General features: G+C 40.4%; 14 protein-coding genes. All 14 read right to left on the bottom strand.

Annotation, left to right across the window (positions count from 1 at the left end; genetic code table 11):
- Positions 1–165: 165 nt before the first annotated feature.
- A complete protein-coding gene (locus MTBBW1_RS11815; protein ID WP_080803850.1) occupies positions 166–2,142 on the bottom strand; it encodes an SUMF1/EgtB/PvdO family nonheme iron enzyme in 1,977 nt (658 codons plus the stop codon).
- Between the two features lie 310 nt (positions 2,143–2,452).
- Entirely contained in the window at positions 2,453–3,388 is a 936-nt protein-coding gene (locus MTBBW1_RS11805; RefSeq protein ID WP_080803843.1) for an OmpA family protein, read from the bottom strand.
- A 215-nt stretch (positions 3,389–3,603) separates the two neighbouring features.
- The gene (locus tag MTBBW1_RS11800) at positions 3,604–5,649 is read right to left on the bottom strand and encodes a DUF3160 domain-containing protein (protein WP_080803840.1); all 2,046 of its coding nucleotides are present in this window, start codon (positions 5,647–5,649) and stop codon (positions 3,604–3,606) included.
- A gap of 40 nt (positions 5,650–5,689) precedes the next feature.
- Positions 5,690–7,153, bottom strand: coding sequence for a caspase family protein (locus MTBBW1_RS11795; RefSeq protein ID WP_080803837.1), 1,464 nt, complete (start codon positions 7,151–7,153; stop codon positions 5,690–5,692).
- Positions 7,154–7,190: 37 nt separating this feature from the next.
- Complete coding sequence (locus tag MTBBW1_RS11790; RefSeq protein WP_080803834.1) at positions 7,191–8,264, bottom strand: DUF4384 domain-containing protein; 1,074 nt, start codon at positions 8,262–8,264, stop codon at positions 7,191–7,193.
- 277 nt (positions 8,265–8,541) lie between these two features.
- Positions 8,542–9,072, bottom strand: a complete 531-nt coding sequence (locus tag MTBBW1_RS11785; RefSeq protein WP_080803831.1) for a DUF4384 domain-containing protein — start codon at positions 9,070–9,072, stop codon at positions 8,542–8,544.
- A 118-nt stretch (positions 9,073–9,190) separates the two neighbouring features.
- A complete protein-coding gene (locus tag MTBBW1_RS11780; protein ID WP_080803828.1) occupies positions 9,191–10,573 on the bottom strand; it encodes a DUF4384 domain-containing protein in 1,383 nt (460 codons plus the stop codon).
- 85 nt (positions 10,574–10,658) lie between these two features.
- Complete coding sequence (locus MTBBW1_RS11775) at positions 10,659–11,246, bottom strand: DUF4384 domain-containing protein (RefSeq protein ID WP_080803826.1); 588 nt, start codon at positions 11,244–11,246, stop codon at positions 10,659–10,661.
- 462 nt (positions 11,247–11,708) lie between these two features.
- A complete protein-coding gene (locus tag MTBBW1_RS11770) occupies positions 11,709–13,301 on the bottom strand; it encodes an ATP-binding protein (RefSeq protein ID WP_080803822.1) in 1,593 nt (530 codons plus the stop codon).
- A gap of 295 nt (positions 13,302–13,596) precedes the next feature.
- Positions 13,597–13,839, bottom strand: a complete 243-nt coding sequence (locus MTBBW1_RS30350) for an SUMF1/EgtB/PvdO family nonheme iron enzyme (protein WP_139786749.1) — start codon at positions 13,837–13,839, stop codon at positions 13,597–13,599.
- Between the two features lie 18 nt (positions 13,840–13,857).
- The gene (locus MTBBW1_RS11765; RefSeq protein ID WP_080803819.1) at positions 13,858–14,838 is read right to left on the bottom strand and encodes a reverse transcriptase/maturase family protein; all 981 of its coding nucleotides are present in this window, start codon (positions 14,836–14,838) and stop codon (positions 13,858–13,860) included.
- The gene (avd, locus tag MTBBW1_RS11760) at positions 14,835–15,164 is read right to left on the bottom strand and encodes a diversity-generating retroelement protein Avd (RefSeq protein WP_080803816.1); all 330 of its coding nucleotides are present in this window, start codon (positions 15,162–15,164) and stop codon (positions 14,835–14,837) included. The genes MTBBW1_RS11765 and avd overlap by 4 nt, the downstream gene beginning before the upstream one ends.
- A 33-nt stretch (positions 15,165–15,197) precedes the next feature.
- Complete coding sequence (locus MTBBW1_RS11755) at positions 15,198–15,758, bottom strand: HRDC domain-containing protein (RefSeq protein WP_080803813.1); 561 nt, start codon at positions 15,756–15,758, stop codon at positions 15,198–15,200.
- Between the two features lie 140 nt (positions 15,759–15,898).
- The coding region (locus tag MTBBW1_RS11750) for a formylglycine-generating enzyme family protein (RefSeq protein WP_139786748.1) at positions 15,899–16,160 on the bottom strand (262 nt) is incomplete at its 5' end.

Here is a 16,160-nt window from a genome sequence, read left to right as displayed (position 1 = left end):
GTCCAAAAGCTCATAGGTGTCGTTTTTGAGTAACCAAACATATCTCATTTTTTTAAAAAAAATTTCCGGCTTCGCCGGAAGTCTATATATTTGACAAACCCAAGGATGTTGTTGAACTCCGCGACCAAAAACCCCCAAAAGGTAAAAAGGTAAAAAAGCTAAAAGTTAATTTTTCCTGGAAAGACGGAAACCCAAGCTGCTATCCGTGAAGTCCGGCGTGTCCCCGTTACGGCTGGCACAGCGAACGTAGGCGGGTACGTTGATCCAGCTGCCGCCACGAAACACCCGGTTGGAGCCGCTCTCTGCATATATAGGATTATTACGGACATGTTTACTGTAAGCATCCTTTGCATATATGTCCTGACACCACTCCCAGACATTTCCACTCATGTCATATATGCCTAAACCATTTGCAGCTTTAGTTCCAACACGGTGGGTACTTCCGCCACTGTTACTCCCATACCATGCAACGGAATCAATGGAATTACTGCCTGAATACTCCTGATTTTTACCTCCGCTTCTTGCTGCATATTCCCACTGGGCTTCTGTTGGCAAACTAAAAATCTTTGCGCCTGCACTATTTAATTTGCTGATAAACTGCTGAGCATCATTCCATGAAACAGTTTCCACTGGATAATCATCGCCTTTTCTAAAAGATGAAGGGTTATTGCCCATTATCTTTTGCCACTGACCCTGGGTAACCTCATATTTCCCCATCCAGAAACCATCCAGGCAAACCTCGTGCACAGGCTTTTCATCGGATTCTCCTGAATTACTGCCCATCATGTAACATCCACCAGGAACCCAGACAAACTCCATGCCTGTCACAGGTTCTTTCCAAATATCACCGGCATCGGGTGTATTCATGCCTACAGACGCGGATGTGTTATGGATAACCACCTTCTCTTCCTTTTCAAGCTCCACATACAAATCCAGATCCTCTCCATTTTGTATCTCCACCCACTGGGTCTTCATCTTATATCCATCTTTGGATACTTCTATCTCATATCTGCCATTATCAAGCTCTATTCCATTATAAAACTTATCCACAATATTCATTATACGAACCTGGGAGTCCGGCGGAGTGGTGTTTACAAAGATTTTTGCCTTTGTGGAGAGGGGATCAAGGAAAAAAGATATAACTGCCTTGCGGTTATTATTGATTTTTAATTTCTTCTCCTGGGGGATGTAGTTATCAAGCTCAGCCTTTATTTTATAATTGCCTGATTCAAGACCTGATATTGTAACAGGAGCTCGTCCCTGTTTTTTGTCATCCAGAAAGATGGTTGCACCTGGCGGTTCTGTTTTTACATTCAGTGAACCTGTAGCTGCGGAGGTGACTGTTGTGGTTGTGGTTACTGGGGATTCAACCACAGAATAACCACCGGCAAGAAAGATGAAATCCCCTGTCAAAAGTGATCTCTCTTCCGGAATCTGTTTACCGCCTGTCTCTTCTGATACAGCTATACGTGTCTGCTTTAAAACCTTTTCAATGGCCCATCCGGGTTTCATCATATTATTGAGAAAATGTTTTGTGAAAACTCCGTTTCTGCCCCTATCTACGCCATCGGAAGCCACAGAGCCTGGTGCTGCTGCATAGGCCACAATCGCACCTTTTGGGGCATTCATGCGGGCAAGTCCCCTTGATGAGGATCTGAAAAAGCTTTTATAGGGATTATCGCGGCAGGCATCCAGTATCATTATATTAAGGGGAGTTGCTGCATCCTTCATCCTGCCAAGGATCCTTCCTGCATTTACCGCCTCATATTTTACATCAGATTCGCTTTTTATATTTGCACCAATGGGGATAAGATAATTCTCACCATCCACCTGCATTCCATGCCCTGAAAAGTAAAAGAGACCTGTATCAGATTTTTTGAGATTCTTATAGAAACGGTCTATTGCACTATCCATGGTTTTCTGGTCTGCATTGGTGATTTTGATAACATCAAAATTGCATTTTTTCAGATTTGCTTCCATATCCACAGCATCATTTACAGTGTTTGCCAGAGGTGAGGATTTATAAGCTGCATTGCCTATTACAAGGGCTATCCGCTTTTCCGCAAAGGCAATGGACAGTGATGTAAAAAAGAGAATTAACGATAAAAACAGAATTGTTTTAGAAGTTTTTCCTGGTCTCATTTTTTGTAATTGCCTCCTTTTGTTACACTCAAAATAGACATTTTCTTGGCTTTCCCGGCATTTTTCCCGGCATTTATTTATTGCATTTGTCTGAATCAGGATAACCAGGATTTACAGGATGCTCAGGATTTTTATCCTGTAAATCATTATCATCCTGTAAATCATTATCATCCTGGGCATCCTGGGCATCCTGGGCATCCTGGTCATCCTGGGCATCCTGGTCATCCTGGGCATCCTGATTCAGACAATATTGACAAGGCTCAAGAGGTTATTGGTATCGATTTTGAGTAATCTAATCCCTTCCCTGGATTTAATTTATTATAACAATCTCCACCCTGCGGTTAATTGCATCAATTTTTTCCGAAGAGCCCTGTATTTTAAGATTTCTTTTGCCATCGCCCCTTGTGGTTATGCGGTGAGAAGGGATATTGAAATTATCAACAAGGTAGCGTTTTACACTTTCCGCACGCTCCCGTGAGAGCTTGTCATTATAGGCATCAGAGCCGTGTATGTCTGTATGACCTATGAGAAGAAAGCTGTTTTGAGAAAATCCTGGTGCTGAAATAACATTGCCAAGTTTTCCCGCCTGTTCAATACCGGAAATCCCACCGCCTGCCCCGTCTTGGCCTGGTGTACTGGTTAACATTGATGAATCATACTCAAAATGGATGGGAATATCCACAGTTGGTTCCACGCCATAGGCTTTTGCTGTTTTGAAACCAAGCATGATCTCCTGTTCATCCAATCCTTTTGTACTATGATGGTATTCAAGGTCAATCAGGCGCTCTTCAGCCATCTTAAAAGGGATTATTGAGATGGCCATTTTGTAATAAAATTTTGCAAGATAAATATTGTTTACTCTTTCATAAATTTCGCCAAGATGGACACAGGTTCCAGCTTTCAGTTTTTTTTGCTGCTCTGCAAGGCTCTGAATATTGGCAAGAGTTGTGAGTACATCTTTAAACTGGATAATTGCCTTTGCCCAGAGTTCATCTTCAGGGGGTAGATTTTTCTCCATGCATAGCGTGTGGATGGCCTTGCCCAGTTCATAGAATACCACAAAATTACCAGGACACTCCACCCTAACTTTCTCCAGCATGGATATTTTCCGGCTTGAATCATCTTGTTTCAGGGCATGTTGATAAAGATTTTTCATGTCACTGCATTCAGGGAAAACAGTTGAGGGGAAGATGGCAATTGTAAATATGCAATAAAAAACAAATAGCGTAATCTTAATATTTTTCAATGATTTTCTCCTTCTTTAACTCAAAATCGACACCTATGATCTTTTAAGCCTTGTCAAGACTGTCTGAATCAGGATGCCCAGGATTAACAAAGATAAGGCAGGGTTATCTATCCTGAACATCTTGTTAATCCTGGTTATCCTAATTCAGACAAATGCAATAACTGCTGAAAAAGCAATAAGATGTCGATTTTGAGTCTTTAACCGTGAATATTATTTCAAGGCATTGCCATGCTTGTGCTTGCAGGAGAGAGAATCAGCTTTAAATCACGGGCTTCAAGCAATTTCTGCCACTGGCTGTCATTTAATCTTTTTTCCATGGGATATTTGAATTCAAAGTAGTTAAAAAGTACTCCACGAGCCTTTTTCCCTCCTTTTTCCCTGAAAATTTCCTTTGGATATCCCAATGCCTCTTCTAAAACCATGCCGCTGTTTGGTTCTGTATGCACATCCACCACAATGGGAGAATCAGAAAATTTTGTAATGTTTTTAATCTGTCTGTCCAGGTTGTTGAGAAAATTTATATCCCTGTCGTTTAACGGCTTGTTTTCTGTCTCTTTTTGGGCAATGTCCATGCATTCTCCAAGGATCACAACATATTGATCCAGGGTTGCGGAGAATTCTGATTTCCCTTCTATTATTTTTTTCAGATCAAGTATCTGCTTTTCAAGGTTTATATAAAGTGATGTTGCCGGTGCCAGCCATGCCCAGTCTCTCTCCAATGTCATGGAAAAAGATTTTGCCATGGATGTGTAGGACTGTTTTGCATATAACATATTGATGTAACGGTTAAATGTCCAGAATCCCAGGGAACTGTTCAAGCGTCTTTTTGCATCAATTACCTCTGTTTTATCAATACTGTTCAGGGAATCTTCAGGGGCAGCAAGCCATTTACGGATTATCTCCAGATTTATGAATGGTATATTACTGACAACAGATGTGGGGGATGTAAGAAATTGTTCAGCATTTTTTCCTGCATCTCCATAATTCTGATAATTGGTTTCATCATTTTTTATTAGGATTTTTACGGCTTCTGTGGAGCCAAGAAGAGCCATAATCTCTGCACCCATTGGAAATGCCTTTACCGCTTTTCCGTTGATGCTTCCCATGGTAAAGGGTTTTTTCTCTCCGAGATAATCCTTTACATTGTGGAACACAAGCTGCTGCATGGCAGCACTGTCTGGAGTATAGCGGGAGGGCATAAATCGAAAACCGGTCATGACATCCTGTGCGGTTCGCCCTTTTTCCAGGCGGTTAATATCCACAATACCTGAAATAATTGAGGGTTTTTTGTTGTTTTTAGTGGCATGTTTCAGAAGATTTTCCCTTAAATTTGTAATATTTAACTCTTTATTGTTGTCATATTGCAGGGAATTTTCAATAACATGGAGGTAATCCTGAAAAACAAGATCATCAACGGGGCCGAAAATGAGTTTCAGGGTATCAAGGAGCTGCTGGTAGGCTGTTTGTAGCTGATCGCTTGAATTGATGGTTTTTATCATGGAGACGGCACAGGATGTTAAAAGATCGGCCTGGGAGGAGGTGATACCTGTAGATTTACTGGCAACCACCGGGAAAAGTGCAACTCCTGCATATTTCATAGCCTGGAAATATGCAGAAAGCTCTTGGGTCATGGTGTATTTTCCCCTTACCATGAACTGGGTATAATCCATCTTCTGCTGCATAATATCTGAAAAGTATATGCCCTGGGCAGCACGTATTTTTTCAAGCTCCTTTTCCACCTCAGGGGGAATGGAGGTTGTCCCTTTTGCACTCATCTTTTGTGTTTCCGATGGATTATTATCCTCTGTTTCCCTGCCAGATTGTTTGATCTCTTCCTTATCTTGTACTCCCTTGCCGTCAAGAAGATTTTGAATCACCAGAAGATAGTTTAAAATTTCTTGTTGTGCTTCATTTTCCCTGTATATGGTGATCAGGCTATCCATAAGTTCTTTGAAAGCCGGCAGAATAAGATCCTGCTCCATCATTGTGATTGACTGGTTTATTACCATGGCGTGGGATAAAAGTATAAAATCCTCTGTAATGTAGTTGGGAATACCTTTTTTTCTATTCTCCTGATACAGCCCAATCATACCTTTGGGAATATCTCTTAAAATAGCGGTCTCATTTTGTGATGCTGCGGAATTTTTCATGGGGAAAACCAAAATCATGTTAAAAAAAAGAAAAATAGCAATTGACATCACTATATAGTCATTTTTTATACCAAAAAAAAAGTTTCTTCTGTGGCTGGTGTAATAAATCATTGTTGCTCCTTGCACCCTAATTTTTAGCTTTGACAAAGCACTACCTTATCTCAACGAACAGATACCCTGCCCCCAATCTTCCCTTTGCACCGGCTTCTTCGATTTTATATCTGGATTTTTTTGACAATTCGCTGAACATGGCACTGCCGGCCTTCATGCCGTCCCTGTATCCGTTTATATCTGCATCAGTCAAGACAACCACAAGCATGGTTTTGCCTTTTTCCACTGCTCTTAGCCGAAAACCGTCCCCTTGGTCAGGTATTGTAATGGTACCACCTGTTTTAACATAATTTTCAGGATGATATCTGTTTGGAAAGAGTACGGTTATGGCCTCATCATCTTCAGCAACTTCAATTATGTTAACATAGCCATTCTGGGGAGGAGTAAACCGAATCTCCTGTATATCTCCAAGCTTTTGTATATTTGACTTTACCCATATATCAAGTGCGAAGTGTCTCCTGCTGATCAGCTCGTTCATGGCTTCAAATGATGAAGATGAAGAAGATGATGAAGACGATGAAGATGATGAAGATGATGAAGGAATTTCTGTAGAGGGCGACTGCCCACACCAGCCAATGAGATTGATATCTTTCAGTTTACCATTGCCCATGAGATTTGGCCTGTGAACCTTCTCCGGCGGCAGGTTATTCAGAATATACTTTCTGGAAACATCCTCTATATCCTTAAGGGTAAGGAAACCTGTTGAATCACTGAAAGCCTTCAGCACACCAAGGGTAAAAAGGCTTCCTTCCTTAGAAGCCTGTGCAGTTTCATCATCCTGAGCTGCCGCAAGAAGTATGCACTTTTCAGTTATCTCCTTTATTGTAAAGCTCTTCTCCCCAAGATTTCCACCTTTTTCAGCAAATACTCTGGATGATAGAGTCAATGGAAAGAATTTATCCTGGCTGGCAAGGGATTTTATGGCTGTGCCGCTATGACAGGAATCCAGCATAAAAACAATCTGTCCGGCAGGAATCTTTTGTACAAGCTCACCAATATGGTCATCAACAAGTATATTTTGAAGCAGATCATCACTGTTTACAACAGTATCGTAAGGTACCAGTATTTCATCAAGGTGATCCTTCTCATCTCCGTTTTTATCCTCTATATATGCTCCATGCCCGCTGTAATAGACAAACACCTTGTCTGAGTCAGAAGTCCCCTGGATGAGCCACTCTTCAAATGCTTTCTCAATCCCGTTCAGGGTAGCATCTTCATCCATGACAATTTTGATCTGCTCCCTTTTAAAGCCCATCTTTTGAGCAATTTTCGTCATATTGGTAATATCAATATCAATGCCCTCAAGGTTTACCGCTGAAATCTGATATTTGCCTATCCCCACAAGAAGGGCACGATTCTCAGCAGACGCAATATTACAATTATCTATTTCTATTCCCGTATGTATGCCCATTATAAGCATAACCAAACAGCAAATCCGTTTCATCCACCCTCCGGCTCTATTGATTTCAGGGCGAATATGGGATTCGCCCCCTCTGCTTTTCATTCTTTTCAGTTCACCTTCTGCCTCCTCTCCATCAACACTACTGGATAATCTGAATCGTCATGGTTGCCTCATCAAAATACCTGCCGGTGGATTCACTGGTGGAGATAACTTCAATATCCTTGGTGACCTGTTCAGGAGTTTTAGCAAGGGCCGGATAAGCAGATTTTGTATAATCATAGGGAGAAGCTGAAAGAGAAAACTGGTTCTGAGCTGCAATAATTTTTACAGTCTCAGTTCCGGAGGGTCCTGTAACCACATACTTTTCTGGTGCATTCTCCCCAGGAATTGTATATGTTGTACCGGCTGTGCAATAATTGTTCTGGGAAAAACGGTTGGGAAAAAGAATCCTTACCTCTCCACTTGTACCTATACTTACAAGGGTGACATAGGCATCTCTGTTTGTAGTAAAAAAGAACCTTACAGACGCACCTGCCCTGTATGTATGTTTGCTGGTCCAAAGGGTTGTTCCAAATGCTGTATATGATTGCTGTGGCTGGGGTGCAGGAGCTGTTTCTGACACAGGAACAGGCCCGCTGTTTTTTCTGACAATTTTAATAACCTTTCCATACTCTGCCCACTGTTTTGGAGGTGTCTGGTTCAATGTCACCTGAATATCCTTGGCAACAACAGTGCCGTCTTTGTCAAAGGCTTTAAAAGCACCTGCATTCCTTGCCCCGGGCAGATTTGCAAGATCTGTCCTTTTAAGGGTTGCTATTGCCTTTACCATCTCAGTTCCCTCAGGACCTGATGCCACAAACTGAAAAGTTTCAGGAGCCGGAAGTTTATATGTTTGCCCCCCTTTTATAAAATTGTCTGTGGCAAACTGATTAGGATATATTAATGTCACCTTACCACTTGTTCCTATGTCCAAAAGGTGAACATAGCAGTCCCTGTTGCTTTTAAAATAAAAGGTAATGGATTCTCCAATGTTATATGTATTGCTTTCATGATCAACCCATACGGTGATTCCAAAATCAGGTTCAGGGTTCTGTATCGCCTGGAAGCTTTGCTGTACCTGAATATCTTTGGACTCAGCTCCAAAAGTAGGCATCAGAGATATAAAACAAAGGGTGAATAGAAAAAAACAGGTGATGGAAATTTTTTTAGTCATTTTAATTTTCCTTTTTAAGATAAATGGTTAAAAATAATTATAAGTGTGTCATCTTTCTTCCGTGACTTTGTCAGAATCAGGATGCACAGGATTAACAGGTTAAGGCAGGATTAATAATTCAAAATCGACATCTTGTTGGCTTTTTGGCATTTATTGAATTTGTCTGAATCAGGATAACCAGGATTTACAGGATACTCAGGATTTTTACCGTGGAAATAGATACATTATTTCCATGATCAGGGGTGGCCGGACTCTGGCCATGACGGTTTACTCATTCCTAAGGGCCATATGTGAAGTAGGTTCTGTCCACAGCCCAGGTTGTTGGCAGGATTTTTTCAAGACTTTTTGCGATTCTCCTGTCAAATTGCCTGTGCGACATTTTTATACGTGGAATAACGCCTGAATAGTCCATATAGTGCTGCGGAATTGGGTTTAATGGTTCCAGGGTGGCCACGCTCAGAATACTCTCCTGTACAGGAGGATGCATAAGTGTGAGCATATAGTTGCTTCCATAGGGTGGAATTACGGTCTTTGTGCCGCCTCTTATCATATTTCCAGACATTCGGTTATCCGGAAAAATCTGGCGAATATTGCCGCTGCCCGACAGATAGTAAACATGAAGATAGCAATCCCTGTCTGCCGTAACCGTTACCACCACAGGATCTCCAACCTTCAATGGCGGGGTTTGATCCACCACATTCTTTATCTGAAATGATGCTCCTGGATTATCCTGAACCCTTAGACCAGCACAGGATGTAAACAACAATATGGCACAGATCATGATTGTGCCCGCAATTAATTTTTTCAATTTATGCCCTCCATTGTTTATTTAAAAACCTCCATAACATGCTGATATATCGAGACTTTAATGCACCATTGTCATGCGTCAGCAATCATGGGGGGTTATCTGAATATGGCCGATTTCATCATCGAAAAAGTATCTTTGATGACAAGCCGGCCGGATCGGTGATAACAGGGTCTTGCTGTTTTGCAGACAACTCCAGTACCCTTGCCCTCGACATTTTAAAAGCACTGTTGAGATCAGGTGCCCCGCCCTCAATGGCCTTAATCATTTCAAACGTAAAAAGCCCCCTGCCGTTTATCTCCAGGGCTTGCAGGGCATCTGTAGTGGCTGCAAGCAGTGCCTGGCCAAATTCGCCTGTGCCATGTCCGCTTTTTGATACTATGGAGGCCGAAGGTTTTCCCTGCCCTAAAACACCGCCTTTATATGATTTTGTTTTCCAGTTATTTACTGCTTTTGTAATGGTACCACTGTGACAGGCATCTATAATGGCCACTTTTTTGTTTCCAGGAATTTTCATGAGCCACTGGCCAAGCTCATCATCAATGATCATGGTGGTTATGTCATTTGCGTTAAAACCATAAGGAAGGAGTACTTCATCATAACCATCTACCTCATCGCCGTTATTGTCTGCAATGTAACTTCCATGGCCGCTGAAATAGTAGATAAACATATCCTTACTGTCCATATTCTGCCTTGCCCATTCAAATCCCTTGCGGATACCGTTTAATGTTGCAGATTCACCGGATATGATTTTAATATTTCCTGTCGGAACACCAAGAGATCTTCCCATTACCCGAGCAAAATCCCTGGCATCGTTTTCGCAACCCCTCAGCTCTCCTGTACTCACTCCCACTGAAAGGAGAAATATGGAACTGTATGCATTGGGGCTTGGTCTGAGCTCATCTGCCTGGATGGATTGGGGCTGCTGGTAAATGGTGCCGCTTCCCTGGGAACCACCGATTACCATGAAATCTCTTCTTGCTGTAGCCCACTCACCACTTGAGCTGTTTCTGCTCTCTTCAACAACTATATCCTTAAACTGCTTCTGATTCACAGATTTAAAGCCTGATATGCCACGGGTGAGGCCAAGGCGTTCGGCCACGGTATTGGATCTCAATGATGCATAGGCAAGGATACTCTCCTCTCCGGCCGGGCCGGAAATCCTGAATTTAAAACCGGCATCAGATGCTGGGAAAGTATATACCCTTCCGGCCTGAATGTAATTGTCAGGCCCTGAAAACTGATTGGGATAGATGATACTCATATTCCCTGATGATCCATGATCAACAAGAACAAGGTAACAGTTCACAGAAGCCCTGAAAGATACAGTAATGAAATCTCCTGTATTTACGGCGCTTTTATCAATCCAGACATCAATGGCAAAGGGATTGGAGTGGTTAACCGGAAGCACATTGATATCCTTGCTCTGGGAAGCAAATAGAGATACTGCAACAGCATTTATTGTTAGAAGTGTTATAAAAATAAGCATGATCTGTTTTTTCATTCTATTTTCCTTTCATGGTGTAATATAGTTTATGTATTGAAAAATTTCATTTTAAAAATCAAGAACCTTTTCATCAAAACGATCTTCAGGAAGTGTAAAAAAAACGGCTTCCATATTGGTCTGCAAACATAACAGGCGATGACATTGGTATTACAACCATTGTACCTGTGTGGATAACGTTGTCTGATTTATAGCTGACGCCAGATTGCCATGTATTGGATGGGTCAATTGTTGCAACAACCTTAATCCTATGTGAGCCTTCCTTTATATGTGAGCCTTCCTTTAAAGGTAGCTTAAAATCATAAACCCTTCCCCCTTCTGAAAAATTCAACTGCTCTTTTTCTTTCGGAAACAGGCGTACCACCTCACCCGAAGGTTCAAACAGAAATATGGAAACATAGCTGTCTCTGTTTACCTGGTAAAACAAGAGAGCTTCATCGCCCTCCACATATCTCCCATCAGCTTTATTAAGCCATGCTGCTATATTTATAAGTTTTTTGGGTTTTTCACTATTGTTCTGATTTCCCTCTGTGACAACGACATCTTTGGTTTCGATATCCGGCTTCTGATCCTTTCCATATATTTGAGGAATCATAATTGTTGATACCAGCATCAATGCTGCTGCAACAAGAATTACACCACTAAAGATTTTAGTTGCGATAAATTTTTTCATTGGCAAAATCCTTTCCTAATTATATTTAAGCTGCAAGAGATTCGACGTTTTTATTACCGTGAAAATTGGTACAAATTTTCATATTCGGGGATTGCTTAACGTCCGCCATGTCCGCTTACTCTATTTGCTTATACTCAAAAGATTTGATTAACTGGACATATTTTTGCAAAAAATAATTGGTGCTTTCATATACCTGTTGATCTTCAGCTAAACGACCATAGTTTTCTTGGAACTTAGCGCCCTTCGGGCGGACTTTTCCATAACCACCTGCTTTTGAAGGATAAAGATGGAAAATCCTATACTATCAAGGTATAGCTGTCGGGTAATCACAGGTTTGGGGCATGTGTCAGGCGTGGCAAGTCTCTGTTAATGGAAACGCAACATTTTCGGGCTTGGTTCTATTTTGTGTACAGGAAAGTTTTACAGGGGGGCAGAATATGAGATTCATTATGATTAATAGGCTTAACCATCTAAATTATTTAAGAATGCTTCATGCTTCCAATCCAATATATTGCGTTTCTCAGAATCAAAGTTAATGCCCATTAGATGGATATCTTTTCCTGTTTTAAGGTAGGGGACAGCATAACCTTTATCCCGAATCTGTTTTATGGCAGCATCGGCACTCTGGTTGCATTTAAATTCAATAATGTAAATTTTATCCTTAAATTCCATTAAAAGATCAATTCTTCCCTTGCATGTCAAGACTTCGCTTCTGGCTGTTATTCCGGATGCTGAAACCATAAGATAAAATATGGTATGAAAATAGGCTTCATCCCGTTTACCCTCAAGGGTATTGGGTATGGACTCGTATATTGAGATCATGGTGTCAATAAAACCATTTAAATCTTCAGTTTCAAGATATTCAGCAAGCAGGGCAAAAAGCACTCTTTCCTGAACATCATCAGTATATGAAAAAAAGAGGTTTTCCAGAAATGCTGTTTTTACTTCTCTGTTGGGATAATCAAAGGTATAGAGGCTTCCTCTAATCTCTTTAATGGTTACGTAACCTGTCTGGAACAGCAGAGCTTCAGGCTGGAGTCTTTCAATTTCATAAACACTGAACAGAGATTCTGTGGCGTGCATGTTTTCAATTACAGGCGGGTACCATTTTTTTTCACGGAGCAGATTAACAAGAAAGGTGGGAGTACCGGTTTCAAACCAGTATTTTTTAAATGCCATCTCATCAAGTGCCCTCAAGACGGAAAAAGGGTTATAGACATGAACATTGGCTTCTGAAAAGCGATATCCATTATACATGGCTTGCATCTTTTCAATGATATGCTCGTGTGTTTTCCCATAATCTCTGGCAAATCGGTTGATATGCCCCTTAAAACAGCTCTCAAGCTCGGTCTGGGTGTAGCCGAACATCTCGGCATATCTTTTGTGCATGGTAAGGTCGGTGAGATTATTAAGTTCTGAAAATATGGAGACACGGCTGAATTTGGAGACACCTGTAATAAATACAAATCGCAAAACATCGGCAACATCACCGCCCTTGATAACCCCAAAAAAGGAACGCAGAATATCACGGTTGGCCTTTGCCGTTTCAAGGGCTTCATCCCCTCTGCCAAGATGTTCAATTATGGGTTTGTCATACTCGTCAACAAGAATTACAACTGGCATTCCGGTCTTGTCATAAAGGCCTGTAATCAACTCTTTAAAGCGCTCCTTAATAAAAGTCTCTTTAAGAGTTATTCCATATTGTTTACCTGTATTTTCAAGGCTTATTGCAATCCCTCGTTCAAAATCACTGCTGTTATTAAGGGTGATCTGGTTAAAATCTATCAATATTACAGGGTGACTTTCCCACTGCCACACTCTGTTCTCTGAAATCCACAGCCCTTCAAACAGCTCCTTTCTCCCTTGAAAAAGGCTTCGCAGGGTGGATATAAAAAGGGATTTTCCAAACCTTCCTGGTCTCGATATGAAGTAATATTGTCCATCATTTATCATTTGAAATATATGACGGGTCTTATCCACATAAATATCTCCATTGGTACGAATTTTTTCAAAGGATGATTTGCCTGTAGGAAGGTTGGGTAAATCAACAGTCATGGATGCTCCTTAGTTTTTATACTCAAAGTTTACACATATAATCTTGTGAGCCTTGTAAACAATGTCTGAATCAGGATGCCCAAGATTAACAGGATAAGGCAGGATTATCTATCCTGAACATCCTTTTTATCCTGGTTCAGACAAATGTAATAACTACCGAAAAAGCCATCAGGATGTCGATTTCGAGTTTAATAATGGATATAAAAGCACTTTGTTACATAAAAGCACAAAACCCTTTTATATCCTGCTTTTTTTGATGGTTATGAAATTGTTGTCTTATTTTTATCAATAGATTTTAAATAAAGAGAACAGGCAAACCATCTGGATACCAGACCTGGACAGAAAAATAGACCGTCCAAGCCTCCGTAAAGATCAAGGATTCTGCTTGTTTTTCTGTGCTGGAAAGACGGAAACCCAAGTTGTTATTCGTGTTGTCCGGCGTGTTCCTGTTACGGTTGGCACAGCGAACGTTGGCGGGTTTGTTGTTCCAGCTGCCGCCACGATTCACCCGGTTGGAGCCGCTTTTACGGTCAGGCACCCATTGCTGGGATTTTGTCTATTTACTCATTTTCAATTCACATCTGATTTTATTGAAATATTGTAAATGTGCCATTACACTTTCCAAGGAAGATGTAAGTTGTTCGTCATTTATTTCACCTTTTTGCCAAAGACTCTGTTTATTAATAATTCTTTTTATACTTCTTTTTCGATTTTCCGATTTGACTCTGATAGTGCCAGGGTATATTCTCATACCAAGAAATGTTACTCCATGTTTACTTTTACCATAATAGGTGATCCTCGTCTTTAAAGATAGCTTTAGTTTTTCTTGAAGAAAGAGTTCTGCCCAAGTGAATCTTTCTTTTACCTGTTTATTTGACCATCCAAATAGAAGAAAATCGTCCATATATCTAATATAACACTTAATACCCAATTGGTCTTTCATGTAATGATCAAATACATCAAGGTACAAATTTGCAAAAAACTGGCTTGTCAGATTTCCTATTGGCAGACCTTTCCCTGGAGTATGGGATGCTGCAATGATTTTTTCAATAAGATCTATCAGGTATTGGTCTTTTATCTTTTTTACAATTTGATTTAAAAGGATAGAGTGATTAATACTATCAAAATATTTTGAAATATCTGCTTTTACATAAAAGGGACGTCTTCTGATAAAATTTTGTGCCCGCTCAATTGCTGCATGGGTACCTTTTCCCTTTCTGCAGGCATATGAGTCAAAAACAAACTGTTTTTCAAAAACAGGTTCAAGAATATTCACTACGGCATGGTGAACGACCCTGTCCCGAAAGGGTGCTACAGCAATGGTTCTTTCCTTGGGGTCATATATTGTGAAATATCTGTATGTTTCTGGAAGATATCTGCCAGATATCAACTCTTCCTGGAGTTTGATCAGCTCTTTTTCAAGATTGTAGTAAAATTTTGCAAGTTCATTATTTTTCCGGCATCCTGATGCAGCTTTTTTATATGCAGCATGGAGATTGGAGAAGGAAATTGTTTTACCAAACATGGAAGATCTCATGATTTTTTCCAGCCTCCTGCCATTTTTCCGGCAGTATCTATGGCCTTTGAAATATATCCGTACTGTACCGTTGATATATAACGTCTGTCATGGGACAGCCTGAAAAAAATGCGAAGTTTTTCAAGCTGCATATTGAATTGATCCAGAATCGGTTTTCTATTTTTTGTGTAAATGGCCTCAATTAACAGTTCCATGGCATCAAGTGATATACTTCCTATTCTGGATGCAATTGAAAATCTTGCATTTTTAGGGTATTTTTCAATTGCTCCCAGTATCCAGTCAAGAGTTTTGTACCAGTGTTCAAATATGGGATATCTTGGACTCATAAGTTTTAATATCAAGAGATTTTTTTTGTTATATTATGTGTCAGGTGTAAAAGGTAATTCATCCTGGTTCTGTATATGGGTATCCGGATTCTGCTTATCTTTTATACTACTTTTGCTATCTTTTTCATTATTATTATCAACTCTTATATTTGTTTTCTTATCCGGAGAGTAGGATTTCACGATATTAATAATTGCATGGCCATATTTTTTTGCTTTTTTTGCTCCAAAACCATTGATCATTTTAAGGTGTTCAATGGTCATTGGACGATTCTTTACCACATCTTTTAATTGCTTGTTAGTTGCTACAATAAAAGAGGGCAAACCATCTTTTTCAGCTATTTTTTTTCTAAATTCAAACAGTTTTTCTAATAGCTCTTTTTCAGCCGCACTCAGCTCTTCCAATGCTTCATTCTCATATGTATCAAAAAGTGGCTCATACTCTATAAATACAGTCCAGTAGGGATTTGCACATGACATAAAAAAGTCATATTTAACCTGTTTTACAATATTGCCTGCCATAAACTGGTTTAATATATCATCATGGAAGGTTTCGTTTACGTTATCAAAGGGCACAGTAAGTATTTTGACTGCCACAAAACTCTCCTAAAATATTTAATATTTTTTAAAAATTTTTCCGGCTTCGCCGGAAGTCTATATATTTTGTAAACCCCACACTAATGTTGAATTACACGACCAAAAGCCCCCAAAAGGTAAAAAGGTAAAAAAGCTAAAAGTTAATTTTTCCTGGAAAGACGGAAACCCAAGTAGCCATTCGTGTTGACCGGCGTGCCCCAGTAACGGATGGCACAGCGAACGAGGGCGGGTCTGTCGAGCCAGCTGCCGCCACGAACCACCCGGTAGGAGCCGCTCTCTGCATATATAGGATTATTACGGACATGTTTACTATAGGCATCACTCGCATATATATCCTGACACCACTCCCATACATTACCAAGCATATCATATAAACCAAATCCATTGGGCCTAAAACTTCCG

This window comes from Desulfamplus magnetovallimortis (assembly GCF_900170035.1).
Lineage (GTDB): Bacteria > Desulfobacterota > Desulfobacteria > Desulfobacterales > Desulfobacteraceae > Desulfamplus > Desulfamplus magnetovallimortis.
Note: the sequence above shows the minus strand (reverse complement) of the source record. Positions and strands in the feature narration are given on the sequence as shown.

What these genes read in the sequence shown, in the direction of transcription:
- MTBBW1_RS11815 (WP_080803850.1), bottom strand. Translation starts at nt 2,142, where the DNA reads ATGAGACCAGGAAAAACTTCTAAAACAATTCTGTTTTTATCGTTAATT.
- MTBBW1_RS11800 (WP_080803840.1), bottom strand. Translation starts at nt 5,649, where the DNA reads ATGATTTATTACACCAGCCACAGAAGAAACTTTTTTTTTGGTATAAAA.
- MTBBW1_RS11795 (WP_080803837.1), bottom strand. Translation starts at nt 7,153, where the DNA reads ATGAAAAGCAGAGGGGGCGAATCCCATATTCGCCCTGAAATCAATAGA.
- MTBBW1_RS11790 (WP_080803834.1), bottom strand. Translation starts at nt 8,264, where the DNA reads ATGACTAAAAAAATTTCCATCACCTGTTTTTTTCTATTCACCCTTTGT.
- MTBBW1_RS11780 (WP_080803828.1), bottom strand. Translation starts at nt 10,573, where the DNA reads ATGAAAAAACAGATCATGCTTATTTTTATAACACTTCTAACAATAAAT.
- MTBBW1_RS11775 (WP_080803826.1), bottom strand. Translation starts at nt 11,246, where the DNA reads ATGAAAAAATTTATCGCAACTAAAATCTTTAGTGGTGTAATTCTTGTT.
- MTBBW1_RS11770 (WP_080803822.1), bottom strand. Translation starts at nt 13,301, where the DNA reads ATGACTGTTGATTTACCCAACCTTCCTACAGGCAAATCATCCTTTGAA.
- MTBBW1_RS11765 (WP_080803819.1), bottom strand. Translation starts at nt 14,838, where the DNA reads ATGAGATCTTCCATGTTTGGTAAAACAATTTCCTTCTCCAATCTCCAT.
- avd (WP_080803816.1), bottom strand. Translation starts at nt 15,164, where the DNA reads ATGAGTCCAAGATATCCCATATTTGAACACTGGTACAAAACTCTTGAC.